General features: G+C 74.3%; 20 protein-coding genes. 7 read left to right on the forward strand and 13 right to left on the reverse strand.

Annotated features, from left to right (window positions below):
* Positions 1–297: 297 nt before the first annotated feature.
* Positions 298–1,731: a pyridoxal-dependent decarboxylase gene (locus AC5L34_RS13355; protein WP_494825118.1), complete on the forward strand. Its 1,434-nt coding sequence runs from the start codon at positions 298–300 to the stop codon at positions 1,729–1,731.
* 92 nt (positions 1,732–1,823) lie between these two features.
* Here AC5L34_RS13355 and AC5L34_RS13360 read toward each other — a convergent pair whose 3' ends face one another.
* From AC5L34_RS13360 to AC5L34_RS13380, 5 genes are all read right to left on the reverse strand, one after another.
* A complete protein-coding gene (locus AC5L34_RS13360; RefSeq protein ID WP_494825357.1) occupies positions 1,824–2,834 on the reverse strand; it encodes a sulfite exporter TauE/SafE family protein in 1,011 nt (336 codons plus the stop codon).
* 267 nt (positions 2,835–3,101) lie between these two features.
* A complete protein-coding gene (locus AC5L34_RS13365; RefSeq protein ID WP_441174783.1) occupies positions 3,102–3,572 on the reverse strand; it encodes an RrF2 family transcriptional regulator in 471 nt (156 codons plus the stop codon).
* 166 nt (positions 3,573–3,738) lie between these two features.
* The gene (locus tag AC5L34_RS13370; protein WP_088999299.1) at positions 3,739–4,623 is read right to left on the reverse strand and encodes an acyl-CoA thioesterase; all 885 of its coding nucleotides are present in this window, start codon (positions 4,621–4,623) and stop codon (positions 3,739–3,741) included.
* Positions 4,620–6,068 carry a pyruvate kinase gene (gene pyk / locus AC5L34_RS13375; RefSeq protein WP_441174784.1) on the reverse strand — a complete coding sequence of 483 codons (1,449 nt, stop codon included), beginning with the start codon at positions 6,066–6,068 and terminating at the stop codon, positions 4,620–4,622. Before pyk ends, AC5L34_RS13370 begins: the two co-directional genes overlap by 4 nt.
* A gap of 355 nt (positions 6,069–6,423) precedes the next feature.
* Entirely contained in the window at positions 6,424–6,789 is a 366-nt protein-coding gene (locus tag AC5L34_RS13380) for a YciI family protein (RefSeq protein WP_088999297.1), read from the reverse strand.
* Positions 6,790–7,041: 252 nt separating this feature from the next.
* On the opposite strand from AC5L34_RS13380, the gene AC5L34_RS13385 reads away from it, so the two are divergent.
* Positions 7,042–7,674 (forward strand): hypothetical protein, encoded by a 633-nt coding sequence (locus AC5L34_RS13385; RefSeq protein WP_441174785.1) that lies wholly within the window; start codon positions 7,042–7,044, stop codon positions 7,672–7,674.
* A 113-nt stretch (positions 7,675–7,787) separates the two neighbouring features.
* Positions 7,788–8,660 carry an aldo/keto reductase gene (locus tag AC5L34_RS13390; RefSeq protein ID WP_494825121.1) on the forward strand — a complete coding sequence of 291 codons (873 nt, stop codon included), beginning with the start codon at positions 7,788–7,790 and terminating at the stop codon, positions 8,658–8,660.
* Between the two features lie 52 nt (positions 8,661–8,712).
* Here AC5L34_RS13390 and AC5L34_RS13395 read toward each other — a convergent pair whose 3' ends face one another.
* Positions 8,713–9,525: an alpha/beta hydrolase gene (locus AC5L34_RS13395; protein WP_441174787.1), complete on the reverse strand. Its 813-nt coding sequence runs from the start codon at positions 9,523–9,525 to the stop codon at positions 8,713–8,715.
* A 235-nt stretch (positions 9,526–9,760) separates the two neighbouring features.
* Here AC5L34_RS13395 and AC5L34_RS13400 point away from each other — a divergent pair, with 235 nt between their 5' ends.
* On the forward strand, positions 9,761–11,113 hold the full coding sequence (locus AC5L34_RS13400; RefSeq protein ID WP_494825123.1) for a pentapeptide repeat-containing protein: 1,353 nt from the start codon (positions 9,761–9,763) through the stop codon (positions 11,111–11,113).
* A 57-nt stretch (positions 11,114–11,170) separates the two neighbouring features.
* Here the strand turns inward: AC5L34_RS13400 and AC5L34_RS13405 are convergent, their stop codons facing one another.
* Together AC5L34_RS13405 and AC5L34_RS13410 are read right to left on the reverse strand one after the other, a co-directional pair.
* Positions 11,171–11,365: a DUF397 domain-containing protein gene (locus tag AC5L34_RS13405; RefSeq protein ID WP_441174789.1), complete on the reverse strand. Its 195-nt coding sequence runs from the start codon at positions 11,363–11,365 to the stop codon at positions 11,171–11,173.
* Positions 11,353–12,162 carry a helix-turn-helix domain-containing protein gene (locus AC5L34_RS13410; RefSeq protein WP_494825125.1) on the reverse strand — a complete coding sequence of 270 codons (810 nt, stop codon included), beginning with the start codon at positions 12,160–12,162 and terminating at the stop codon, positions 11,353–11,355. The genes AC5L34_RS13405 and AC5L34_RS13410 overlap by 13 nt, the downstream gene beginning before the upstream one ends.
* Before the next feature lie 234 nt (positions 12,163–12,396).
* On the opposite strand from AC5L34_RS13410, the gene AC5L34_RS13415 reads away from it, so the two are divergent.
* Together AC5L34_RS13415 and AC5L34_RS13420 are read left to right on the forward strand one after the other, a co-directional pair.
* A complete protein-coding gene (locus tag AC5L34_RS13415) occupies positions 12,397–12,756 on the forward strand; it encodes a hypothetical protein (RefSeq protein ID WP_494825127.1) in 360 nt (119 codons plus the stop codon).
* A gap of 116 nt (positions 12,757–12,872) precedes the next feature.
* A complete protein-coding gene (locus AC5L34_RS13420; protein WP_494825129.1) occupies positions 12,873–13,007 on the forward strand; it encodes a hypothetical protein in 135 nt (44 codons plus the stop codon).
* Between the two features lie 296 nt (positions 13,008–13,303).
* Here AC5L34_RS13420 and AC5L34_RS13425 read toward each other — a convergent pair whose 3' ends face one another.
* The 3 genes from AC5L34_RS13425 to AC5L34_RS13435 all read right to left on the reverse strand — a co-directional run bounded on the left by AC5L34_RS13425 (position 13,304) and on the right by AC5L34_RS13435 (position 17,825).
* Entirely contained in the window at positions 13,304–14,197 is an 894-nt protein-coding gene (locus AC5L34_RS13425; protein ID WP_494825131.1) for a hypothetical protein, read from the reverse strand.
* Between the two features lie 4 nt (positions 14,198–14,201).
* Positions 14,202–16,784: an FtsK/SpoIIIE domain-containing protein gene (locus tag AC5L34_RS13430; RefSeq protein ID WP_494825133.1), complete on the reverse strand. Its 2,583-nt coding sequence runs from the start codon at positions 16,782–16,784 to the stop codon at positions 14,202–14,204.
* A gap of 240 nt (positions 16,785–17,024) precedes the next feature.
* A complete protein-coding gene (locus AC5L34_RS13435) occupies positions 17,025–17,825 on the reverse strand; it encodes an SGNH/GDSL hydrolase family protein (RefSeq protein WP_494825135.1) in 801 nt (266 codons plus the stop codon).
* Positions 17,826–18,025: 200 nt separating this feature from the next.
* Between AC5L34_RS13435 and AC5L34_RS13440 the strand changes: the two genes are divergently transcribed.
* Positions 18,026–19,558: a M1 family metallopeptidase gene (locus AC5L34_RS13440; protein WP_494825137.1), complete on the forward strand. Its 1,533-nt coding sequence runs from the start codon at positions 18,026–18,028 to the stop codon at positions 19,556–19,558.
* Positions 19,559–19,972: 414 nt separating this feature from the next.
* On the opposite strand, the gene AC5L34_RS13445 is transcribed toward AC5L34_RS13440, so the two are convergent.
* On the reverse strand, positions 19,973–21,481 hold the full coding sequence (locus AC5L34_RS13445; protein WP_494825139.1) for a glutamate synthase subunit beta: 1,509 nt from the start codon (positions 21,479–21,481) through the stop codon (positions 19,973–19,975).
* Positions 21,474–26,195, reverse strand: coding sequence for a glutamate synthase large subunit (gene gltB, locus AC5L34_RS13450; protein WP_494825141.1), 4,722 nt, complete (start codon positions 26,193–26,195; stop codon positions 21,474–21,476). Before gltB ends, AC5L34_RS13445 begins: the two co-directional genes overlap by 8 nt.
* Positions 26,196–26,309 lie beyond the last annotated feature (114 nt).

Raw genomic sequence — 26,309 nt, forward strand, 5'->3', positions numbered from 1 at the left:
CCGCCGCCGGCCTGCCCGGGCCGGCGGAGGTACGCGCCGCGCTGGCGGCGGTGGTCCGACGCCGCGATCCGGCGTCGGTGTCGACGCCGCCGATCCGGCGCCGGCACTGCGGCGTCGGTGCTCCGGCGGGCGGCGTCGAGGGAGTGGCTCCGCGCACCTGCGATGTTAGGGCAAGCGCTTTCTGCGGACAATCCGCTCTTCCTCCCGGGTCCCGACCCTCCCTGCCGGCCTCCCCCACGCCGGGGAATGCCCGGCGCTTCCCTTGCCCCCGGCCAGGATTCTTGATCGACTCAGGGCGTGGCTGAGCACATGACCCCGGACGAGTTCCGACGCGCCGGACACGCCGTCGTGGACTGGATCGCCGACTACTGGGCGACGCTGGAGCGGCGGCCCGTGACCTCGCAGGACCCGCCCGGCACGGTCGCCGCCCGGCTGCCGGCCGGCCCGCCCGAGCACGGCGAGCCGGTGGAAGCCGTCCTCGCCGACCTGGACACCCTGATCACCCCCGGGCTGACCCACTGGCAGCACCCCGGCTTCTTCGGCTACTTCCCCGCCAACACCTCGGGGCCCAGCGTGCTGGGCGACCTGGTCAGCGCGGGACTGGGCGTGCAGGGGATGCTCTGGGCGACCGGGCCGGCGTGCACCGAGTTGGAGACCGTGCTGCTGGACTGGCTCGCCGACCTGCTGGACCTGCCGAAGCGGTTCCGCTCCGGCACCGCGGGCGGCGGGGTGATCCAGGACTCGGCGTCCTCGGCGACGCTGGTGGCGACCCTGGTCGCGTTGCACCGCGCCGGCGGCGGCCGCTGGCGCGAGGTCGGCGTCGACCGCCGCTACCGGGCCTACGCCTCCACCCAGGGCCACTCGTCCATCGAGAAGGCGGCGCGGATCGCCGGGCTGGGCGCCGAGGGCGTACGGCCGGTCGAGGTCGACCCGCGTACGCAGGCGATGTCCCCGGCGGCGCTGCGCGCGGCGATCGAGGCGGACGTGGCCGCCGGCGTCGTGCCGGCGATCGTGGTGGCCACCGTCGGCACCACCTCCACGACCGCCATCGACCCGCTGCCGGAGATCGGTGCGATCTGCGCCGAGTACGGGATCTTCCTGCACGTCGACGCGGCGTACGCGGGGGCGGCGGCGGTCTGCCCCGAGCTGCGGTTCGGGCACGCCGGCCTGGAGTACGCCGACTCGTACTGCTTCGACCCACACAAGTGGCTGCTGACCGGCTTCGACTGCGACGCGTTCTGGGTGGCCGACACGGCGGAGCTGATCGAGGCGCTCAGCGTACTGCCCGAGTACCTGCGCAACGCCGCCACCGAGTCCGGTGCGGTGATCGACTACCGGGACTGGCAGGTGCCGCTCGGCCGCCGGTTCCGGGCGTTGAAGCTGTGGTTCGTGCTGCGCTGGTACGGCGCCGAGGGGCTGCGGGCGCACATCCGCTCCGGCGTGGCGCTCGCCGCCCGGTTCGCCGACCGGGTACGCGCCGACGCCCGGTTCGCGCTGGTGGGGGCGCACCCGTACGCGCTGGTGTGCTTCCGACTCGAGGCGGACGACGAGGTCAACGCGGAGCTGCTGGCCCGGGTGAACGCCACGGGCCGGGTGCACCTGACGCACACCCGGGTGAACGGCCGGTACACGCTGCGCCTGGCCGTCGGCTCCCCGCACACCACCGAGGTCCACGTCGACGAGGCGTGGAGCCTCCTCACGGACGCCGCGAGCGCCCTCCTCCCCCACTGACGCGGCAGAGGCGAGATCTTGGTAGGAATCGGCCCCTGGAGGGGCACGTTTCTACCAAGATCTCCGCGATGGGCCGCCGGACGGGCGGGACGTCAGCGGTCGCCGCCCGAGGAAACCGCCGCCGGGGTCGGGAGACGGTCCTCGGCCGAGGCCACCGCAGAGGGGACCACCGCCGAGGGGACCACCGCCGAGGGGACCGCCGCCGAGGGGACGGCGGCGAGGGCGGTCGCGGCCACGTCGCGCTGGCGGCGGGTACGCAGCAGCGCCCGGACGGCCAGCGCCAGGGCGGCGACCCAGGCGACGGCCAGCAGGGCGTAGACGGCCGGTCGGGCCGGGCCGTCGAGGTCGGCCGAGCGCATCAGCGTACGGGCGTTGGTCAGCACGATCACGCCACCGATCGCCGCGCCGAGCAGTTGGGCGGGGACGATGCGTACGAGCCAGGCCGCGATCGGCGCGGCGATCAGGCCGCCGATGAGCAGCGCGGCGACCATGGGCAGCAGGAAGCCCTCCGAGCCGAGGCCGATCAGGAAGCCGAGGCTGGCGGCGCCGGCGACCACGAACTCGGACGTGTCGACCGAGCCGATCACCTTGCGCGGCTCCATCCGCCCGCTGACCAGCAGGGCCGGTGTGGCGACCGGGCCCCATCCCCCGCCGCCGGTGGCGTCGACGAAGCCGGCGACCAGGCCGAGCGGGCCGAGGAAGCGGCCCCGCAGCCGGCCGCCGCGCCGGTCGGTGCGCAACGGCCGGGAGAAGCGCACCAGCAGGTACGCGCCGAGGGTGAACAGGATGCCGGCCATCCACGGGGCGGCCGACTCGGTGGAGATCGAGCTGAGGAAGGTCGCGCCGGCGAACGCGCCCACGGCGCCCGGGAGGGCGATCCGGGAGACGACCCGCCAGTCGACGTTGCCGAACCGCCAGTGCGACACCCCGGCGGCGAGCGTGGTGCCGATCTCGGCCAGGTGCACGGACGCCGACGCGGCAGCCGGCGCCACCCCGACGAGCAGCAGCAACGTGGAGGAAGTCAGCCCGTACGCCATGCCGAGCGCGCCGTCGACGAGTTGCGCGGCGAGCCCGACCAGCGCGAGGACCAGCAGCTTGCGCACGAGCGCCCCCTGTCTTTTCGGCATCTCCTATCGACTTGGTCGACAATGCGGCACGGCCCCTGCCCCGGTCAAGCCTCCAACCGGTCAGTGAGACGACACGACCGCTCCGGCCACCACGGCTGCGGGGCGGTCGCGCCATGGGTCAGGTCCACGCGGGGTCGGCGGGCCAGCTCGACCAGGCCCGGCGGGGCGGTCGGGGCCGCGGGTCAGGTCCAGGCAGAGGCGGCGGCGACGATCCGGCCCGGAAGGGTGCGGTCGCGCGGCGGATCAGGTCCAGGCGCGGGGGTCGGCGGCCAGCTCGACGACCCGGCCCGGCAGGGTGCCGCCGGCCACGTCGGCGACGGTGACCAGCTCCAGGATCTCGCGCTCGCTGGCCCGCAGGGCGATCCACACCTCCTGGAGGGCCCGGGCGGCCCCGTGGTAGCCCAGTTCCTCGGGCCGCTGTCCGCGTACGTGCGCGAGCGGTCCGTCGATCACCCGGATCACCTCGGCCAGGGAGATCTCCCCGGCCGGCCGGGCCAGCCAGTAGCCGCCCTCCGGGCCGCGCTGGGCCTGCACGATGCCGCCCCGGCGCAGCTGCAACAGGATGCTCTCCAGGAACTTCGGCGGGATCTCCTGGGCGCGGGCGATCTGGTCGGCGGTAACGGGCCGGCTTCGCCCGGGCCCGGCTTCGCCGGTCACCGAGGCGAGCTCGACGACCGCGCGGAGGGCGTAGTCGACCCGGGCGGAGAGGCGCATGCGGCAAGGTTAGTCGCCTGGTCGCCCCGCCCGGACGATCACCCCTCAGCCGATCGGCCGGTGACGATGCGGCGACGAGCCACGAGCTCCCCCCGACGGACCGGACCGGACGAGGCCGGGCCGACCGGCCGGCGAGACCACGCCGGACCATGCCGGGCCGCGCCGGTCAGTCGCCGACGCGGCGCAGCAGCCCTTCCTGCACGGCGCTGGCGATGTGGTGCCCCTCGGTGGTGAACATGCGCCCGGTGGCGAGCCCCCGGGCGCCGGACGCCGACGGGCTCCAGCAGTCGTAGAGGAACCAGTCGTCGGCACGGAACGGCCGGTGGAACCACAGTGCGTGGTCGAGGCTGGCCCCGACCACGCCGCCCGGACCCCAGACCTCGCCGTGCACCGACAGCACCGAGTCCAGCAGCGTCAGGTCGGAGGCGTACGTCAGCGCGCAGGCGTGCAGCAGCGGATCGTCGGGCAGCTTGCCGTCGATGCGCATCCAGACCCGCTGGTGCGGGTCGGCGGGCCGGTCGCCGGGGCGTACCCAGCCGGGCTCGCCCACGTAGCGGACGTCGATCGGGCGCGGGATCTGCGCCCAGATGCCGAGCCGCTCCGGATAGCGGGCGAGCCGGTCGGTCATCGTCGGGACCTCGTCCGGGCCCGGCACGTCCGGCGGGGTGGGGGCCTGGTGGTCCAGGCCCTCCTCCGTGCGCTGGAACGACGCCGACATGAAGAAGATCGGCTTGTCGTGCTGGAGCGCCACCGAGCGGCGCACCGAGAACGAGCGGCCGTCGCGGACGTTCTCGACCTCGTACACGATCGGCTCGGCGGGGTCGCCCGGGCGGACGAAGTAGCCGTGCAGGGAGTGCACGAAGCGGGCCGGGTCGACGGTGCGCCCGGCGGCGACCAGCGCCTGGCCGGCGACCTGGCCGCCGTACACCCGCTGGGGACCGACCGGGGGGCTCATCCCCCGGAAGGTCATCCCGCCGGTGTGGTCCAGGTCGAGCACCTCCAGGAGCTGGTCGACGGCGGCCTGCCCGACCGCGACGTCCGCGTCGCTCACTGCAAGGCCCTCGCCGACGCCGCGTCGACCAGCGACCCGAGCTGGTGTACGCGCAGCGTGTTGGTCGAGCCGGGGGTGCCGGGCGGGCTGCCGGCGACGATCACCACGTAGTCGCCGGGGTTGGCCCGGTCGAGCCCGAGCAGCGCCTGGTCGACCTGCCGGAACATGTCGTCGGTGTGCTCGACGAACGGCATCAGGAACGTCTCCACGCCCCAGCAGAGGGCGAGCTGGTTGCGCACCTCGGGCACCGGGGTGAAGGCCAGCAGCGGCAGGTCGCAGTGCAGCCGGGAGAGCCGCTTGACGGTGTCACCGGTCTGCGAGAAGGCGACCATCGCCTTGGCGCCGATGGCCCGGGCGATCGAGGAGGCGGCGACGGTGAGCGCGCCACCGTGCGTACGGGGGTCGTGTTGAAGGCGCGGCACCCCGATCGAGCCGGCCTCGGTGGTGGTGATGATCTTCGCCATCGTGCTGACGGTGAGCACCGGGTACTTGCCGACGCTGGTCTCGCCGGAGAGCATCACCGCGTCCGCGCCGTCGAGCACGGCGTTGGCCACGTCGGAGGCCTCGGCGCGGGTCGGGCGGGAATTCTCGATCATGGAGTCGAGCATCTGGGTGGCCACGATGACCGGCTTGGCGTTCTCCCGGCAGAGCTGCACGGCGCGCTTCTGCACGAGCGGGACCTGGTCCAGCGGCAGCTCGACGCCGAGGTCGCCGCGGGCGACCATGACGCCGTCGAAGGCCAGCACGATCTGCTCCAGGCAGTCGACCGCCTCGGGCTTCTCGACCTTGGCGAGCACCGGCCGGTGCACGCCCTCCTCGGTCATGATGCCGTGCACCAGCTTGATGTCCTCCGCCGAGCGGACGAAGGAGAGCGCGATCAGGTCCACGCCCAGGCCGAGCGCGAAACGCAGGTCCTCGGCGTCCTTCTCGGACATGGCCGGCACGCTGACCGCCACGTTGGGCAGCGAGACGCCCTTGTTGTTGGAGACCGGGCCGCCCTCGGTGACGAGGCAGCGGATGTCGTTGCCGGTGACGTCGGTGACCTCGACGGCGACCCGGCCGTCGTCGATCAGCAGCCGGTCGCCGGGCTTGACCTCCTGCGGAAGCTTGCGGTAGGTGCAGGAGACCCGCTCCTTGGTGCCGAGGACGTCGTCGCCGGTGATCACGACCGAGTCGCCGGTGCGCCACTCGTGCGGGCCGTCGGCGAACCGGCCGAGCCGGATCTTCGGGCCCTGGAGGTCGGCGAGCACGGCCACCGGCCGGCCGGCCGCGTCGGCGGCCTCGCGGACCAGCCGGTAGACCGTCTCGTGGTCCTCGTGGCTGCCGTGGCTGAAGTTGAGCCGGGCCACGTTCATGCCGGCCTCGACGAGGCCGCGGATCCGCTCCGGCGACGAGGTGGCGGGCCCTAGAGTGCAGACGATTTTCGCGCGGCGTGTCACGCCCATCAGGCTAGTCTCTCCTCCGGGTCGCACCACGGGCCGACCCCTTCAGGATTGCGGAACATTGTCCAACGACGCGCGGCGGGCGCGCAGCCGGCGGGCGGAACCCACGCCGGAACGTCGAGGCGGCGGGCATCGGCGACCGCGCGCCGGAATCGTACGCCCCCGGCGCCACCGGACAGGCGGGTGCTCCCCGCCGCTCCCCCGGCGCACCGACCGAGCCCGCCCGGCGCGCGGGTGACCTCGCGGCCGGTCCGACCCGGTCCGTCCCGCACACGGCCGGCCCGGTCCGTCCCGCGCGGCGCGGCGCGCTCGGCGCCGGAGGCCGGCCGGAAGCGTCGTCGCCGTGCCGGCGGGCGGTTCAGCTCTGCGTCTTGACCAGCGGGAACTCCAGCGAGCCCTCCGGGCAGAGGAAGGTCATCACGTCCACCCGGTAGAGCCCCGCCTGGACGGCCGGGTCGGCCTCCATCACGCTGCGCACGTCGTCCACCGAGCCGGTGCGGGCCAGGCCGAAGCCGATCGGCGGGTCCGGTTCGCGGGCCGGGCCGTCGACCGAACCGGCGATCAGGATGATCCCCCGTCGTTGCAGGGCCTGCATGTGCGCGAGGTGCTCGGCCTGCAACCGCTGCACCGTCTCCGCCGGCAGCGCCCGCCCGGCAGCGCCGGGATACAGCACGATGCATTCGTACGTGTCGAGCGCGAAGTCGACCTGCGGCACTCCCGTCATGGCGTTTCCTCCCGCGTCGCGCCGCACGCGGCGACGTGCGCTCGGTCGACTGACGGGCGAGCGCCCGTGGTCGACGTCGAGCCGGCACGGCCCAGCGTCGCACGGGCAGCCGGCCCGCACGGGTGCTCCGGCGAACTTGGTCCGCGCCCCGGCCCGGTTGCGGCCCGCTCGCGTCGTTTCGCCGGTTGACTCCGTCGGCGACCGGTCGTCCGGCGGCGGGAGGCTGTCCCACCCCCGCCCTAGGCTGCCGGCGTGGGTACGAGCTACCAGACGATCCTGGCCCTGGGCGGGCTGGCGCAGATTCGCAGGGTTCTGACCGACGTCGACACGGAGGCGTACGTGACGCCTGTCGGCGAGCGCCGGTGGGCGGTCGTCCCGCGCGAGGAAGAGGAGAGCGGCTACGCCGAGGTCGACGACCTGGCGCAGTTGATCACCCTGCTCACGCGCGAGCCGGCGGTCACCTTCGACGTCTTCGACTCCGACGTCATGCGGGCCACGGTGCACGCCGGCGGCCGGGAGGTGCACCGCTACCTCTCCGACCGGGGCTGGGTGACGGAATACTGGGACGACGACGACAACGAGGTCCTCGCCGGCTTCGACGGCACGCTCTACCCGCTGGACGCCCCGCCGCCGCCCGGCCCGAGCGGGGACGACCCGGCCGTGTTCGCCCCGCTGGGGGTCGGGGCGGTCGACATCGTCGCGCTCGGCGCGGCGCTGCGTGGGGAGGTGCCGCTCGACGACGCGCCCCGGCTGTTCGCCGAGTGCCGGCACCGGGCGATCCTCGACGCGCTGGGGCTGGACCCGTGCCCGCTGACCCGGCCCTTCCGCGACACCCACCTCGACCACGTGCCGGCCCCGGTGCACGTGCGGCCCGGGGGTGGGTGATCCCGGTCTCGATCCGCCCCGGTCCTGGTGGGCGCGGCATTCGGCGGGAAAGCCCCTCTCGGCGGTGGTTGAATCGGCCGCCGGAGACGAACGAGAAGGATGGGAGTCCACGCATGGCGAACGACGCCGGCAAGCAGCCCGCGAAGGCCTCGGGGACGTACCGGATCGGGGGCGACCTCCAGGTCGACCGGCTCGGCTACGGGGCGATGCAGCTCACCGGCCCGGGTGTGTGGGGCGACCCGAAGGACCCGGCCGAGGCCGTACGGGTGCTGCGCAGGGCGTACGAGCTGGGCGTGACGTTCATCGACACGGCCGACTCCTACGGGCCCTTCGTCAGCGAGATGCTGATCCGGGAGGCGCTGCACCCGTACGCCGACGACCTGGTCATCGCGACCAAGGCCGGCCTGACCCGCTCCGGCCCCAACGACTGGCGTCCGGTGGGGCGCCCGGAATACCTGCGCCAGCAGTGCGAGCTGAGCCTGCGGCACCTCGGCCTGGACAGCATCGGGCTCTACCAGCTGCACCGGATCGACCCGCAGGTGCCGCTCGCCGACCAGCTCGGCGAGCTGGCGCTGCTCAAGCAGGAGGGCAAGATCCGGCACATCGGCCTGTCCGAGGTGAGCGTCGAGCAGATCGAGGCGGCCCGCGCCATCACCCCGATCGCCTCCGTGCAGAACCTCTACAACCTGGCGGACCGCAGCGCGGAGGCCGTCCTGGAGCACTGCGAGCGCAACGACCTCGCGTTCATCCCCTGGTTCCCGATCGCCACCGGCGAACTGGCCCGGCCGGGCGGTCCGCTGGACGAGATCAGCACCGGGCACGGCGCGACGGCCGCGCAGCTCGCCCTCGCCTGGCTGCTGCGCCGGTCGCCGGTGATGCTGCCGATCCCGGGCACCTCGTCGGTGGCGCACCTGGAGGAGAACGTGGCCGCCGCCGAGGTGCGGCTGACCGACGACGAGTACGCGGCCCTCGCCAAGGCCGCCTGACGACGCGGCAGTGGGGCGGGCGGCGCGCAGGGCCGCCCGCCCCGCGCGAGCGCTACAGGGCGAAGCAGTTGGGGCGGATCGGCTGGTCGCGCAGGGCCTGCCGGATCACGGTGTAGGTGGTGCCGTCGAGCACCAGGCCGAGGTGCCCGACGACCCGCAGGGGGCACGCCGACTGGATCAGCACGTTGGTCGCTCCGTCGGCCAGTTTGGCGTTGTCGACGGGGCGCACCAGCTCGTCCTGGAGGGTGCGCACCGCCGTCCAGCGGACCGTGCCGGGGGTGTCGTCGCCGTCGTTGAGGCCGGCGAGGAACGACGAGCCGATCGACATCTGCTGGCAGGCGACGATGCCGGCGCAGCTGCCCAGGCCGAGGAACTTCACGATGTTGGCCACGTACGTGCCGTACTGCGGGGTGCCGAGGCTGACGTAGCGGCCGACGCTGCTGGTCCCGCCCAGGCTCTTGATGAAGTACCGGGACACCAGGCCGCCCTCGGAGTGGGCGACGACGTCGACCTTGGCCGCGCCGGTTGATGCGCGGACCTGCGCGACGAAGCTGCTGAACGCGCGGGCCGAGGTGGGGATGTCGCCGAGCCCGAGGTTGGGCAGCTGGTAGACCCAGACCCGGTACCCGTCGACGCGCAGCCGGGAGGCCAGCGGCCCGTATGCGGAGGCGATGCCGCTGAGGCCACCGACGACGATGACGGGGTTGCCTGCCGCGGCAGCGGCGATCTCGGCGGTGCTGCTGACGCTGTCCCCGGGGGCGGTGGCGGCGGGCCGGTCGGGGGCCGCGACAGCGGCGGTGGCGGGGGCGGCGAGCACGGCGGCGACCGCGACGGCGAGGGCGGGGACGATCTTTCGGAGCAGCAAAGCTGCACCTCCCATGGAGGAACCCGGTGGCACCGGGCGGGGGTGGGGTGGGGTGGGGGTGGTTCCGATCGATCGTGGAGACGATGATGATGGTCGTAATCCACAAACGTCAATCACAAGTTACGGCCCGGTAACCTCTTGTCGCGCCGAAAGCACAAACCGGCAATCCCGACGACGTCCGTCCACGACGGACGGTGCCCCACGCCGGTCCGGGCGCGGTGGCATGCTGTGACCCGTGCGCCCGACACCGCCCCGCGAAGATCCGCTGCGGGTGATGCCGTGGTGGCTGGTGCTCGTCGGGCTGCTGGTCGCCGCGCTGCTCGGCTGGCTGGTGCTCGACTGGCTGCTCGGCGAGGCCGACCGCGCCGCCCAGCCGGACACCCGCGCCACGCTGCGCATCGACGCCATCCGCACCGGGCTGACCGTGGTGGCCGGCACCGGCGGCGGGCTCGCGCTGCTGCTCGCCGCTCGACGGCAGTGGATCGGCGAACGCGCGCAGCGGCACCAGGAGGCCGTCGCCGCGCAGGACCAGGCACACCGGGAACGGGTGCAGGCGCACACGGAGGCGGTCGCCGAGGCCGGGCAGCGCCACCAGGAGCGGCAGGCCGAGGCGGCCGAACACGACGCCGCCGAGCGACGGCTGACCGAGCTGTACACCGGCGCCGTCGAACTGCTGGGCAACGACAACGCCGCCGTACGCCTTGGTGGCCTGCACGCCCTGGAGCGGCTCGGGCAGGACAATCCCGCCCAGCGGGAGACGATCGTGGCGGTGCTCTGCGCGTACCTCCGGATGCCGGCGCCCGAGGACGACGCGCGCGAGGCGGAGGTGCGCCGCACCGCGCAGCGGGTCCTGACCCGGCACCTGCGCGCGGACGACGACGCCTTCTGGCCCGGGGTCAGGCTGGACCTGACCGGCGCCCGGCTCGACGGGTTCGACGCCGCCGGTTGCACGCTGGACGACGCGGACCTGACGGGCGCGGTCTGCGCCGGCACCACCAGCCTGGCCGGCGCGACCGTGCGCGGGCGGCTGCGGCTGGGCGCGACCTTCGCGGACCTGGTCTGTGACGACCTGCGCGGCGACGCCGAGATCGTCCTCGACGATGCCCGCGTCGACGGCCGGGCCACCTTCGACCGGGCCGACCTGGCCGGTGACCTGTCGTGCCGACGCGCGACCATCGCCCGGGCCTCGTTCCGGGGCGCCACGCTGCACGGGACGGCGAGCTTCGACGCGACCAGCTTCACCGCCAGCGCCAGCTTCCGCGAGGCGGTCTTCCTGAGCGGGCTCTCGATGGATTACGCCGTGTTCGCCGGCTACACCGGCTTCCGGCGGGCCCGCTTCGCCGACCTGGCCCTGTTCCGGTGGGCCGAGTTCGGTGACCAGACCTGGTTCGAGCGGGCGCGGTTCGAGGGGGCGGCGAACTTCGGCCGGGCCCGCTTCCACGGCCCGGTCACCTTCGACGGGGCGAGCTTCGCCCGCCGCCCCCTGGTCGACCAGGCGCGGGCGACGACCGCCGCCCCGCACGTCTGGCCCGAGGGCACCACCGTCGCCCGACAGGACGACGACTGGCTGCTGCTCACCGACGGATGACCGTAGACGGGACGTCTGTCCGCGTCGACCCGATGGGCGCCGTTCGTCGGCCGGTTGTCAGGCGCGGTCGCTGAGTCGGGCGACGAAGGCCCGCCAGGCGGTCGGGGTGAAGATCAGCGCGGGGCCGGCGGGGTCCTTCGAATCCCGTACGCCCACGACGCCGGGCAGGTTGTCAGCCACCTCGACGCAGGCCCCGCCGTTCGTCGACGAGCGGGACGACTTGCGCCAGCGCGCACCGGTCAGGATGTCCATGCCTTTGCCGCTTCCCTGAGTACGTCGAGTGATTGCCCCAACGGGAGGGCTTCGCCGCGGACCGCATCCCACGACACGCCCAGGCTAGCAACCAGATCCGGCTGCCCCACGATCTGCGCGGCCAGCTGGTTGTCCACGTAGCCAGCACGCGAGCCGTCGGGCAGGTCGGCCAGGATGAACGCTCCCGCCAGTCCTGAGTAGATACCAGCAGACAACGGCACGACCTGCACTTGGATATGCGGTTGCTCGGCGCAGGTCAGCAGGTGTTCGAGCTGCTCGGCCATCACGTCGGGGCCGCCGCACGCCCGGCGGACGACCATCTCGTCAAGCACCACGAAGAGCAGAGGGCTCGGCTCGCGGGCAAGCACCGACTGCCGTTCCATCCGCGCGGCGACCCGCTGGTCCAGCTCGGCGACCGGCGTCCGCGCCGCCCGGAAGGTCGCTCGCGCGTACGCCTCGGTCTGGAGAAGTCCCGGCACGAAGGCGTGCTCGTACCAGCGCAGGGCGGTCGCCTCCTGTTCGATCTGAATCAGCTCGCGCAGCCAGACCGGCGCGGCGTCGCCCTTGACCAGTTCGTTCCAGAGCGTCGCGAAGTACCCGCCGGTGTCCAGCGCCTTGTCGACGGCGGTCAGGTAGGACGGGGTCGGCGGCTTCGTCCCGGTCCCGATCGCGCTCACCTGGGAGTCCGAGCAGAAGACCAGCTCACCGAGTTGCGCCTGGGTCAACCCGGCGGCCGCCCGGCGTCGCCTGAGCTCACGAAGCAGGTACTCCGAGGGAGAGATTCCCACGGCTTCCACACCCTTCCACGACTTCCCGCAGCATTCCCCGACGGCCCGAACCGGCGCACTACGTTCCGCGATCGGGCGGTGACTATTCCGAGCCTAGGGGGCGTTCGTCCAGGGTGGAAGGAGGACGGCGCGCCCGGTGGAATCGGTCCCCCCGACCCGGTGGGCGCGCACGTCACGGGGGTCGCTGCTGGCGAGTATCCGCAGCGACCCCCGTTCCAAACTCCCCGACGTAAGGAGGCGTCCGTGCCCGTGCCGAGGCCCGCGAATGCCGTGCCGGCGTCGCGCTGGGCGGCACACCCCGCCGCCCCGACGGCCAGCACCCGCGCGGACGGGACGCCCCGGGTCAGCCCCGGCGTGTACCTGCTGACGCGCGAGGCGTCGCCGCAGTTCGCCACGCCGATCACGGTACGGGTGATCCGCGAGCGAACCGACCTGGTCACGTACCACGGCTGGACGTGGGTCGAGGTGTATCAGCTCGACGCGCGCGGCCAGGCGACCGACCGTCGCGAGGTGTACGTGCGGCCCGACGGGATGTGCGCCGCGCGGACGCCATCGGCCGAGCGCCGCGCTCCGGTCCGGCGGAACGCGGGGACCAGCCGGTGAGCGCGCCTCTCCACCTCCACGTACCGTCCCGCCCGACGTGGCGCTGCCGGGCCTGTGGGATCGCCTGGCCCTGCTCCCCGGCGAAGCTGCGTCTCCTCGCGAGGTACCGGGGCGACATGCCCGGGCTCCTGGTCCACCTCGTGACGCTGCGGGAGGAGGCCGCCGACCATCTCGCCCAGCAGAACCCGGACGCACAGTCGACGGATCTGCACAGGCGGTTCACGGACTGGGTGCCGGTCAACCCCCGCTGACAGCCGCCGGGTCACCCGCGCCGGGTGGCGGTTCCCGGGGACCTGCCGGTTTCCATTTCGGACGAGGCTACGCCGCCCGAGACCGGGCGACGACGGGCACCGGTGGAACACCAGGGGTGTCTCCCGGTCCCGGTGACACCGCTGGTGTTCCAACGGTGGCATCCCGCGAGCGTCGCGGGCCCGGACTGGAAGGTGGTCCCGTGGGCGGGGCAGCTCGACAGGGCCCGGCTGACCCGCCACCAACGCCGCGCCGGCCACGGGACGTCCGACGCGTCGATGGGCCGGCGTGGAGGTGCTCAGCGCAGGACGCGGAACAGCAGCAGGAAGGCCACGTAGGCGACCGGCACGGCCGCGAAGCAGATCAGGAAGCCGAGGTGCACGTAGCGGGGCGGCGTGCCGGCGACGATGGCCGGTCGCCCCCAGCGGCCGAGCACCAGGTAGCCGGCGAAGAAGGACAGCGCGGGCAGGCCCGCGCAGATCCACGCGCCGAGCGTGAAGCCGTCGACCAGGCCGACACCGGAGGCGAGCACCATGATCATCATGAGGATCGCGCCCACGGCCGCGCAGGACGCGTAGACGCCGACGGCCCGGGCCACCGGCGACCAGTCCGGCAGGAGCGCCGGTCGCTGCGCGAGCAGCTCGGTCTGCTGCCCGTGCCGGTCGGACTCGTCGGCGTAGCGGCGGGCCAGCTCCAGCTCGACGGTCGGGTCGACCTCCGCCGGGCGCTGCGCCGGCACCCCGGCCGCCGCCGGACCCGCCGCCGTCGGCAGCGCCAGCCTCGCCTCCCCCACCCCACCCTGGAGGTACGCCCCGACCTCCGGCCGCCCCGGCGCGCCGGCTGCGCCGGCGGGTTCCCGCTCCCCCGGTCCGGTACCGGCGAGCGCGGCACCCGGGCCACCGTCACCGGCGGAGGCAGCGGCGGCAGCGGCGGGCGGCGCGGGCGCCTGCCCCGGAGGCGCCGTGGACGGTGCGGGTGCGGGGCCGGTGGGCACGCTGGACGCCGGGATGCCGATGGCCTGGCCGAGCTGGTCGAGGCGCTGACCCTGCGCGGTGAGCCGGTGCTGGAGGTAGTCCGCGGTGGCGTGCAGGTTGCGTCGCCGGTCGGCGTCGGCGGCGGCTCCGCGCTCGCCGGCCCGCCGCCGCTCGGCGAGTTGCCGGGCCAGCGCCGCGTACTCCTCGAAGGTGGACACCGCCTCAGTCCTCCCCGTCCGGGCCGTGCCCGTCGCGGGCGAACGGCACGATGAGCCGGGTGCGCTGGTCGTGCCGGTCGACCAGGAGCGCCCGGTCGGGCCGGGGCGCGTACGCGAGGTCGTGCACGCCGAGGTGCAGCCCCAGCTCGGTGCCGGGCACGTTCAGCGCGACCAGGCAGGCGACGTCGTCGCGGTTGTGGGCGCCGCCCAGGTCGTCGGCGAGCCGGCGCAGCCCGCGCCACCAGCCGAGCAGGTGCACCCCCCGCCCCGGCCCCTGCCGCAGGACGGTGCGCAGGTCGTCGTGGCCGGAGCGGAACGTCTCCGGGTCGGTGGCCGCGAGCACCCCGCTGGCGGCGTCGACGCCGAAGACGACGAGATAGGTGCGGCCGGATAACGGGGCGGTGCCGCCCGCCGCGAGGCCCCCGGGCTCGTCGGGGGCGGACAGCGCGGCGGCGAGGGTGCCGACGTGCCGACGCAGGCCGGGCGCGTCGGTGCGGTCGACGCGGTGGCCGGCGGCGGCCAGGATCGCGGCGGTGTCGTCGGCGGCGGGCTCGGCGGCGGTGACCAGCGGGGCGAGCAGGAAGCGGGCGTCGCCCGGGGCCTGTTGGCGGGCGAGGCTCAGGGTGGCCGCGCGCAGCACCTCCGCGCCGGTGACCGGGGTGCCGACCACGGCGAGGTGCCGGCCCGGGGAGGCGTCCATCATGAACAGCGCCGAGGTGCCCTCGACGTCGACCGTACGCCCGACCAGGGCCAACGGCCGGCGCCCGCCCGGGCGCAGCCCGGCGAAGGTCGGATCGTCCTCGACGTGGGCGGCCTCGTAGCCCTTGAAGACCGACGGGGGGCGGGCGCCCGCCGCTCGGGCCTGCCACAGCTCGTGGCGCAGCCCGGCCAGTTCCCCGGCGGCGGCGTGCGCGTCGGGGAAGCGGACGACGGTGTCGGCGCCGACCGCACCGGCGGCGGTGTTGAGCACGGCCGAGCCGATCGGCAGGGTCTGGGCGGCCTCGTTCAGCGGGTCGAGCACCCCGCCGCCGCCGGGCAGCGCCACCCGCAGCGCGAACTGGCCGAAGATCGCCTCGGCCCGGCCGTAGAGCGCCTCGACGCCGGTCATGCTCTGGCTGGCCAGCACGAGGTGCACGCCGTACGAGCGACCCTTGCGGGCCAGCTCCTCCAGCAGGTCGACCGACTCGCGGGCCAGCGCGTCGTTGCCGGCGAGGAGCACGTGGAACTCGTCGATCACCGCCACGATGCGGGGCACCGGGGTGTCGCGGGGCAGGTCGGCGAGCTTGGTGACGCCGTGCCGCTTGAGGGTGGTGGCCCGCCGCGACAGCTCGCGGCGCAGCTCGCGCAGCACGGCGACGCCGTACTCCCGGTCGGACTCGATGCCGACCGCCCGCGCGTGCGGCAGCCAGGACGGGTCGCGGGGGGTGGGGACGAACTCGGTGAAGCTCACCCCCTCCTTGAAGTCGAGCAGGTAGAGCTGGAGCTCGGCCGGCGAGTAGCGGGCGGCCAGCCCGTAGAGGACGTCGAGCAGGAAGACGGTCTTGCCGGCGCCGGTGCGCCCACCGACGAGCCAGTGCGGGGTGGCGTCGTCGAAGGCGACGGTGACCGGGTCTCGGCCGGCGCGGCCGACCACGGTGCGCAGCCCGTTGCCCGCCGACTCGGCCCAGCGCCGGTCGGGCAGCAGCTCGGCGAAGCCGACCGCGTCGCTGCGCCGGGCGGCGGCGCCGAGGTGCGCGGCGAGGGCGGCCACGGACGCGGCCGGCGGGTCGCCGTCGAGCAGCACGGGGGCGGCCAGTCCGCTGCCGTCGTGGCTGAACGGGGCCCCGGGCGGGTCGCCGACGTGCGCGTACCGCTCGGTCAACCGGATCGTGGTGGTGGCGCCGAGCTGCGGTGCCGGCTCCGGCGACGCGGCGGTGGGTCGGCCGGCGGCCAGCACACAGACGGCGGCGGCCGGCCCGGCGTGGGTGAGCGCGGCGAGCCGGGCCGCCTCGCGCGGCGGCGGGGCCGACGCGGCGACGACGAGCAGCAGTTCCTGGTCGGGGCGGTCGGCGTGCCGGGCGGCGCGGGCGTGCCGCTCGGCGGCGTCGAGCAGGGCGGTCACCTCGGCCTCGCCGGTGGCCGGCGGGTCGAGCACGCCGGCGTCGATGAGCGGACGCAACGGCCCGAAGGTGGCGCCGAGCGCGGCGGTGTCGATGCCGGCGACCCGGACGCCGCCGGTCGGCGCGGTGGCGAGCAGCCGCAGCACGAGCGCGCGCAGCAGGCCGGCCACCCGGGGGTCGCGGGCGTCCGCGTCGACGGCGAGGTGGTGGCCACCGCCCAGCGGTACGAGGACGGGGAAGCCGCCGTCCGGTGTGGACGCCTCGCCGACGCGCACGGGTACGGGGACGGCGGCCACCGGGGTGGCCCCGGGGGTGGGCGTGGCGAGCGTGCCGCCGAGCGCCGCGAGCCGGGTGACCAGCTCGGACGCACCCGCCGGGGCGGCCTGGGACGGCTGCCCGGCGAGTGCCCGGCGGGCGGTGTCGAGGTGCGCCCGGGCGGCCCGGTGCGCCGCGACCGCCTGCCCGTACGCCGACGCGAGCCTGCCCACTTCCTGCTCCCGTCGCCGTCGCCCCGCCTGGTCCCCAAGGACCCTAACGGACAGCGGCGACACGCGGGCAGTGGCGAGCCGGGCGCGTCGGCGGGCGGACGCTCCACGATGGCGCGCGGACGGGCCCCCTCCCTGGTCACAGACCTGCGGGAGAGGGCCCGTCCGCGTGTGCGGGGTGGGTCGAGGCCGCCGACGCGGCCGGTGCCCGGCGCGGCGGGCGTCGCCCGTCCGGCGGTGCGGTCAGCCGGTGACGGCGTTGAGGGCCGGCAGGTAGCCGTACCGGTAGCCGTCGGCGTCGGGGTGGTACGCCTCGATGACGCCGCTGACGTCGCGGATCCACGGGTCGGCGGCGCAGACCCCGTGCCCGGCGAAGTAGGGGCGGGTGTCGGCGAAGGTGGCGCCGGCCGCGGCGGCCCGGCCGGAGATGACGGTGGCGAGCACGTCGGCGGCCTCGTTGAGGATGGTCCGCTTGTAGGTGCTCATCGCCAGCAGTCCGCAGGAGCCGGTCTCGAACAGCCGCGGGTAGCCGAGCACGATCAGCCGCGCGTTGGGGGCCCGGTCGCGGATGGCGGCGTACGTGGCGTCCAGCCGGCCCGGCAGCGTGGTGGTGGCGAACGCCTTGGCCTCGTTGACGGCGTTGGTGCAGGTGGAGGTGCTGCCGAAGCGGCAACTGGTGATCACGTCGGCGAAGCCGGCGTCGTTGCCGCCGATCGTGATGGTGACCAGGGTGGTGGTGGTGCTCAGCGAGCCGACCTGGTTGTTGATGACGTCGGAGGTGACGGCGCCGCCGCAGGCGGGGAACTTGAAGCTGGTGACCGCGTTGGCGGCGGCCCACAGCGGGGCGTACGACTTCTGGCTGCGCAGGCAGCTGGACAGGTCGTACGGGCCGGCGCCGACGCCGGAGGAGTAGGAGTCGCCGAGGGCCACGTAGTTGACGGCGGCGGCGGCCTGGGCGGTGCCGGGGGCGAGCAACGCGCCGAGGGCGGCGGTGGACAGGGCGACCAGCGCGGCGAGGGCACGGGCCAGCGGGCGGTGGGGCATGAGGGGGACCTCCACGGGACAGGGGGTGGTGGGCCCGGTGACCGCGCGCGTGGCCAGGGACGGGTGCTTGTTACCAGGCGGTAATGCTATCGAAACATTCGGATCAATGGAATGGCTCAGATCGGACGGCGGGACCGACAGGTCAACGATCGTCGATTAGGTTGACCGGTGCGTACACCCCGACGGAGGGAGTCCACCCCGTGCGACGCGCTCTCACGGCGGCCATCGCCGCCCTGACCGTCACCACCGCCGGCGGCCTGGTCGCCGGCACCCCCGGCCAGGCCGCCCCGCCGGCCCTGGGCCGGCCCGTCCCCGCCGCCGCACCGCAACCCGGCGGCCCGGGACTGGGCGACAGCTACTTCCCCGACTACGGCAACGGCGGCTACGACGTCCAGCACTACGACGTGCGGCTGCGCTACGACCCGGCCACCGACCTGCTCACCGGCACCACCACCATCCTGGCCCGGGCCACCCAGGACCTGTCCCGGTTCAACCTGGACTTCCTGCTCGACGTCGAGTCGGTGCGCGTCAACGGCTGGCAGGCCACGGCCGCCCGCGAGGGCGTGCACGAGCTCGCCGTCACTCCGCGCCGCGCGGTCACGGCCGGCCAGCAGCTCACCATCGTGGTGCGCTACTCGGGCGTGCCGTCGGAGACGCTGGTCGGCGGCTACACCGGCTGGACCCGCACCGCCGACGGGGCGATGGTGGTGAACGAGCCGGAGGCCGCCTGGTGGTGGTTCCCCAGCAACGACCACCCGCTGGACAAGGCCACCTTCGACGTCTCCGTCTCGGTGCCGACCGGCGTCGAGGTGATCAGCAACGGCGTCCAGCCGCGCCCGCCGCTGCCCGAGGCCGGCAACCGCACCCGGTGGAGCTGGCGGACCACCTCGCCGACCGCCACCTACCTGTCCTTCCTCGCCATCGGCCAGTACGACATCGTCACCGACACCGCGCCGAACGGGCAGCCGGTCGTCAACGCGTACAGCGCCAGCCTCGGCGAGCTGGGGCCGGCCGCGCGGGCCAGCATCGAGCGCACGGCCGAGGTCGTCGAGTGGTGCAGCGGGATCTTCGGGCCGTACCCGTTCGAGGCGCAGGGCGGCGTGGCCGGGCCGGTCGACGGCATCAACTTCGCCCTGGAGACCCAGACCCGTTCCGTGTACGGGCCGGGCTTCTGGCGCCGGGGCGCCAACACCTACGTGGTGGTGCACGAGAACGCCCACCAGTGGTTCGGCAACTCGGTCTCGCTGGCCGACTGGAAGGACATCTGGCTCAACGAGGGCTTCGCCTCGTACGCCGAGTGGCTCTGGTCGGAGGAGCAGGGCGAGGGCACCGCGCAGGAGCTGTTCGACTTCACGTACGCCAGCTACCCGGCCGACGACGAGTTCTGGCAGGTGCCGCCGGGCGCGCCCGGGCCGGGCAGGATCTTCGACGCGGCGGTCTACGACCGGGGCGCGATGACGGTGCACCAGCTGCGGCTGGCCATCGGCGACGAGGCGTTCTTCGCGCTCCTGCCGGCCTGGACGGCCGCGCACCGGCACGGCAACGCCACCACCGCCCAGTTCCAGGCCCTGGCCGAACGGATCTCCGGTCTGGACCTGGACGACTTCTTCACCACCTGGCTGCTCACCCCCGGCCGCCCGGACGTGCCCGGCGCGGCCCGCAAGGCCGGCCCGCCGGCCGAGCCGAGGTCCTGGGTCAAGCTCCGCGAGTCGCACCAGCTCCTGGCCCGCTGAGCGGGTGCGGGTGCCCGCCCGGCTCATGGGCGGGCACCCGCACCCGGTGCGCCAGGGGCGGACCGCGCACGCGCCGGACGGGATGCCTGCGTCGACGCTGTCGAGGTGATGTCGTAGACGATTCACCCGCCGTCCTCGTGACGGACGCCGGCCAACCCCGAGCTGCGCCCACCCAGGGTGTGCACGGCGTAGCCGATGCCCTGATCCGTCTACGACATCAGCTCGACAGCGCGGACACCGAACAACCGGCAGGGCGTCGAGCGCCAGCAAGGCCGGCGACATGCCTGCCCGGGACGGGCCCGCCCGGGACGGGCCCGCCCGGGACGGGCCCGCCCGGGACGGGCCCGCCCGAGACAGGCCGCTGGAACAGGTCTCTCCGGGACAGGCCCGCCCGGGACAAGCCGGGATCGCCGGTCAGCGCGCGGCCAGGGGTTGGCGGGCCGGGTCCACCGGGGCGGGCAGGGCGCCCGTCCCGCCCAGGTGGGCGTGGATGGCGGCGGCCGCGGCGCGGCCCTCGGCGATCGCCCAGACGATCAGCGAGGCGCCCCGGTGCATGTCGCCGGCGACGAAGACGCCGTCGACGTCGGTCTGCCAGTCGGAGCGGGCGTCGATCGCACCACGCGCGTTGCGGGAGACCCCGAACTGGTCGAGCAGCGGCTGCTGCTCGGTGCCCTCGAAGCCGATGGCCAGCAGCACCAGGTCGGCCGGCAGCTCCCGCTCCGAGCCGGGCAGCGGGGTGACGATGCGCCGCCCGTCGCGCTTTTCCACGGTCACCTCGGCGATCCGCACCGCGCGCACCTGACCCGTGCCGTCGTCGACGAACTCCTGCACGGCGACGGCGAAGACCCGCTCGCCGCCCTCCTCGTGCGCCGGGTAGCTGCGCAGCAGCCACGGCCAGGTCGGCCACGGGTCCCGGGCCTCGTCGCGCGCCTGCGGCGGCTGCGGGTAGAGGTCCAGCTGGTGTACGCCGGCCGCGCCCTGGCGGTGCGCCACGCCCAGGCAGTCCGCCGCCGTGTCGCCGCCACCGATGATGACGATGTGCTTGCCGGCCGCGTCGATCGGGTCGCCGTCGGGCAGCACCGCCGTGTCGGGCCGCCCGCCCGCCGCCGCGGCCACCACGCGGTTGGCCGCCACGAGGTGGTCCATCGCCTGGTGTACGCCGCGCAGCCCGCGGCCCGGGGTCTGCGGGGTGTCCCGGCCCTGAAGCGCGCCGCAGGCGAGCAGCACGGCGTCGTGCTCGGCGCGCAACTGCTCGGCGGTGACGTCGACGCCGACGTTCACCCCGGTGCGGAAGCGCACGCCCTCGGCGGAGAGCTGGGCCAGGCGCCGGTCGATGTGGACCTTCTCCAGCTTGAAGTCCGGGATGCCGTACCGCAGCAGGCCGCCGACCGCGTCGTCGCGCTCGTACACCGTCACGGCGTGACCGGCGCGGGCGAGCTGCTGCGCGGCGGCGAGACCGGCGGGCCCGGAGCCGACCACGGCGACCGAACGGCCGGTCGGCGTCGACGCCGGGCGCGGCGACAGCCCGCCCCGGGCGACGGCCGCGTCGGCGATCTCCACCTCGACCTGCTTGATGGTGACCGGCTCGCCCCCGCCGATGCCGAGCACGCAGGCCGCCTCGCAGGGCGCCGGGCAGAGCCGGCCGGTGAACTCGGGGAAGTTGTTGGTGGCGTGCAGCGAGTCCACCGCGGCGTCCCAGTTGCCCGTGCGGACCAGGTCGTTCCAGTCCGGGATGCGGTTGCCCAGCGGGCAGCCGTCGTGGCAGAACGGGATGCCGCAGTCCATGCAGCGGGTGGCCTGCTCGCGGACGAGCTCCTCGCCGGCCGGCGGGTACACCTCGCGCCAGTCGCTGATCCGCACCGGCACCGGGCGGCGCGCGGGCAGCCGCCGGTTGTAGCGCAGGAAACCGTTCGGGTCAGGCACGAGCCACCTCCTGGACCGTCACCCGCGAGGCGGGCAGGGTCGGCACAGACGAAGCGGAAGGCGCCGGCTGCCCTGCCGAGGCGGCAGGGCCCGCCAGCGCGCTCATCACCGCGTCGTCGACGTCGCGGCCGGCGGCTTCGGCGGCCCGCATGATCTCCAGCACCCGGCGGTAGTCCCGGGGCACCACGGCGGTGAACTCCGCCACCGCCTCCGGCCAGCGCTTGAGCAGCCCCTCGGCGACCGCCGAGTCGGTCTCGGCGAAGTGCCGCTGCACCAGCTCGTGCAGCACCGCCTGCTCCGGCCCGGACAGCGGCGCCAGGTCGACCAGCTCCGCGTTGACCCGCCGGCGGTCCAGCGCGTGCACGAAGGCCGTGCCGCCGGACATGCCGGCGGCGAAGTTGCGGCCGGTCGGTCCCAGCACCACCACGGTCCCGCCGGTCATGTACTCGCAGCCGTGGTCACCGACGCCCTCGACGACGGCCACCGCGCCGGAGTTGCGCACCGCGAACCGCTCCCCCACCCGGCCGCGCAGGAACAACTCGCCCGCGGTGGCCCCGTAGAGGATGGTGTTGCCGGCGATGATCTGGTCCTCGGCCCGCTGCCCCGGCGCGGCGTCGCCGTCGAGGAAGGGGGCGGCGGCGTCCGGCCGCACGATGAGCCGACCGCCGGAGAGGCCCTTGCCCACGTAGTCGTTGGCGTCGCCGTGCAGCCGCAGGGTGACCCCGTGCGGAAGGAACGCGCCGAAGGACTGGCCGGCGGTGCCGCGCAGCGTGAACTCGATCGTGTCGGCCGGCAGGCCCGCACCGCCGAAGCGGCGGGTCACCTCGCCGCCCAGCATCGCGCCGACGCTGCGGTGCTCGTTGCGCACCGCCACCGCCACCCGCACCGGCGTACGGTCGCGCAGCGCCGGGGCGGCCAGGGCGATCAGCTCGTTGTCCAGCGCCAGTTCCAGGCCGTGGTCCTGGGCCCGTACGCCCCGGCGCGCGGCCCCGGCCGGCAGCTCCGGCAGGTGCAGCACGGGCGTCAGGTCGAGCCCGCCGGCCTTCCAGTGCGCGATCGCCGGGGCGACGTCGAGCAGCTCGGCCTGCCCGATGGCCTCCTCGATCGACCGCAGGCCCAGCTCGGCCAGGTAGCCGCGGACCTCCTCGGCGAGGAACAGGAAGAAGTTCTCCACGAACTCCGGCCGGCCGGTGAAGCGTTCCCGCAGCACCGGGTTCTGGGTGGCGATGCCGACCGGGCAGGTGTCGAGGTGGCAGACGCGCATCATCACGCAGCCCTCGACGATCAGCGGCGCCGTGGCGAAGCCGAACTCCTCGGCGCCGAGCAGCGCCGCGACCAGCACGTCCCGGCCCGTCTTGAGCTGCCCGTCGACCTGCACGGTGACCCGGTCGCGCAGCTTGTTGAGCAGCAGCGTCTGCTGCGCCTCGGCCAGCCCCAGCTCCCACGGGGTGCCGGCGTGCTTGAGCGAGTTCAGCGGCGACGCGCCGGTGCCGCCGTCGTGTCCCGAGATCAGGATGACGTCGGCCTTGAGCTTGGCCACGCCCGCCGCCACGGTGCCGACGCCCACCTCGCTGACGAGCTTGACGTGCACCCGCGCGGACGGGTTGACGCACTTCAGGTCGTGTACGAGCTGCGCGAGGTCCTCGATGGAGTAGATGTCGTGGTGCGGCGGCGGGGAGATCAGGCCCACGCCGGGGGTGGCGTGGCGGGTACGGGCGATCCACGGCCAGACCTTGTTGCCGGGCAGTTGCCCGCCCTCGCCGGGCTTGGCGCCCTGCGCCATCTTGATCTGGAGGTCGTCGGCGTTGACGAGGTATTCGCTGGTCACCCCGAACCGGCCGCTGGCGATCTGCTTGACGGCGGATCGGCGGGCCGGGTCGTGCAGCCGCTCGACGTCCTCGCCGCCCTCGCCGGTGTTGGACTTGCCGCCGAGGCGGTTCATCGCGATCGCCAGGGTCTCGTGCGCCTCCGCCGAGATCGACCCGTACGACATGGCGCCGGTGGCGAACCGCTTGACGATCTCGGTGGCCGGCTCGACCTCGTCGAGGGGCACCGGGGGCCGCACGCCCGTACGCAGGGTGAACAGGCCGCGCAGCGAGCCCGCCTTCGCGGCCAGCTCGTCGACCTTGGCGGTGTACTGGCGGAAGACGTCGTACTGGCGGCTGCGGGTGGCGTGCTGGAGCAGGAAGACCGTCTCCGGGTTGAACAGGTGCAGCTCGCCCTCGCGGCGCCACTGGTACTCGCCGCCGACCTCCAGCCGGTCGGTGGGCTCGGCGCCCGGCGGCGGCCAGGCCACGGCGTGCCGGGCGGCGACCTCGGCGTGGATGCCGTCCAGCCCGATCCCGCCGATCTTGCTCGGGGTGCCCCGGAAGTAGCGCTGGACCAGCTTGGCGTCCAGCCCCACGGCCTCGAAGACCTGCGCCCCGCAGTACGACGACACCGTCGAGATGCCCATCTTGGACATGATCTTCAGGACGCCCTTGCCGAGGCCCTTGACGTAGTTGCGGACCGCCTTCACCGGCTCGACGCCGACGAGCGCCCCGGTGGAGATCATGTCCTCCACCGACTCGAAGGCCAGGTACGGGTTGACCGCCGCCGCGCCGTAGCCGATCAGCACCGCCGCGTGGTGCACCTCGCGGCAGTCGCCGGACTCGACGATCAGCGCCACCTGGGTGCGGGTCTGCTCGCGCACGAGGTGCTGGTGCACGGCTGCGGTGAGCAGCAGCGACGGGATGGGGGCGAGGTCGGCGTTGGAGTCGCGGTCCGACAGCACGAGGATGCGTACGCCGTCCTCGATGGCCTCGGAGACGTGCCGGCAGATCTCCGTCAGCCGGGCCTTGATGCCGGCGCCGCCCTCCCGGATGCGGTAGAGCCCGGAGACCCGGACGGCCTTGAAGCCGGGCAGGTCGCCGTCCTCGTCGATGGAGAGGATCTTCGCCAGCTCGTCGTTGTCGATCACCGGGTACGGCAGCACGATCTGCCGGCAGCTCGCCGGGCCGGGGTCGAGCAGGTTGCCCTCCGGCCCGATGGTCGACGCCAGGCTGGTCACCAGCTCCTCGCGGATGGCGTCCAGGGGCGGGTTCGTGACCTGCGCGAAGAGCTGATGGAAGTAGTCGTAGAGCAGCCGGGGCCGGGTGGACAGCGGGGCGATCGGGGTGTCGGTGCCCATCGAGCCGAGCGGCTCGGCGCCGGTGCGCGCCATCGGCGCGAGCAGGATCTTCAGCTCCTCCTCGGTGTAGCCGAAGGCCTGCTGGCGGCGGCGTACCGAGTCGTGGGTGTAGACGATGTGCTCGCGCGGCGGCAGGTCGGTCAGCTCGATCAGGCCGGCGTGCAGCCAGTCGGCGTACGGCTGCTCGGCCGCCAGCTCGGCCTTGATCTCCTCGTCGTGCACGATCCGGCCGGCGACGGTGTCGACCAGGAACATCTTCCCCGGCTGGAGGCGGCCCTTGGCGACCACCCGGGCCGGGTCGAGGTCGAGCACGCCCGCCTCGCTGCCGAGCACCACGAGCCCGTCGTCCGTACGCCACCAGCGGCCCGGACGCAGGCCGTTGCGGTCCAGCACGGCGCCGACGACGTCGCCGTCGGTGAAAGCGACCGACGCCGGCCCGTCCCACGGCTCCATGAGGCTCGCGTGGAAGCGGTAGAAGGCGCGCTTGTCGGCGGCCATGTCGGGGTCGTTCTCCCACGCCTCGGGGATCATCATCAGCACCGCGTGCGGCAGGCTGCGCCCGGCCAGGTGCAGCAGCTCCAGGACCTCGTCGAAGTTCGCGGAGTCGGAGGCGGCGGGGGTGCAGACCGGGAAGACCCGGCGGATGTTGCCCGGCAGGTTCGGGGTACGCAGCAGCGCCTCGCGCGCCTGCATCCAGTTCCGGTTGCCGCGGATCGTGTTGATCTCGCCGTTGTGCGCGATGAGCCGGTACGGGTGCGCCAGCGGCCAGGACGGGAACGTGTTGGTGGAGAAGCGGGAGTGCACCAGCGCGATCGCGCTCTGCACCCGCTCGTCGGTCAGCTCCGGATAGAACGCCGGCAGCTGGTCGGGGGTCAGCATGCCCTTGAAGACCATGGTCCGCGCCGACAGCGACGGGAAGTAGGCCGGCACGCCCCGCTCGGCGCTCTCCCGCTCGGCCTGCTTACGCACGCAGAACGCGACCCGCTCCAGCTCGACGCCGCGCAGCGGCGACCCGGCCGGACCGGCCGGCGAGTCGGTGAGCCGGCGCGCGGCCAGGAAGAGCTGCCGGACCCGGGGCATCGCCGCCAGGGCGGTCTCGCCGAGCCCGCTCGGGTCGACCGGCACGTCCCGCCAGCCGAACAGGTGGGCGCCCTCCACGAGCGCGTACTTCTCCACCACGCGGCGGGCGCGGGCCTCGTCGGCGTCGTCGTCGGGGAGGAACACCAGGCCGGTGGCGTACTCGCCGGCGGGCGGCAGCGGGAAGTCCACCACCGCGCGCAGGAACGCGTCCGGAATCTGGATCATGATGCCCGCGCCGTCGCCCGTGTTCGGTTCCGCGCCCCGGGCTCCCCGGTGGTCCAGCCGGCAGAGCGCGTCGAGGCCGTTGGCCACGACCGCGTGCGAACGCCGTCCGTGCAGGTCCGCCACGAAGGCCACGCCGCACGCGTCGTGCTCCTGCGCGGGGTCGTAGAGACCGGCCGCGGGCGCTCCCGCGCCGAGGTGCGGGGCCTGCTTCGGGCTGCTGTGAGGGTACGGAAAGGCCACCGGGCCTCCTGTCGTCGCTCAGGGTGGAACTCGATCGGGACGACGTCGGCCCTCAAGGGTCTATTGAGTCTACGTTAGGGTCCGGCGCGCAAGGCCAGTGCAGATTGATCACAC

It is taken from the genome of Micromonospora sp. ZG13, assembly GCF_059359355.1.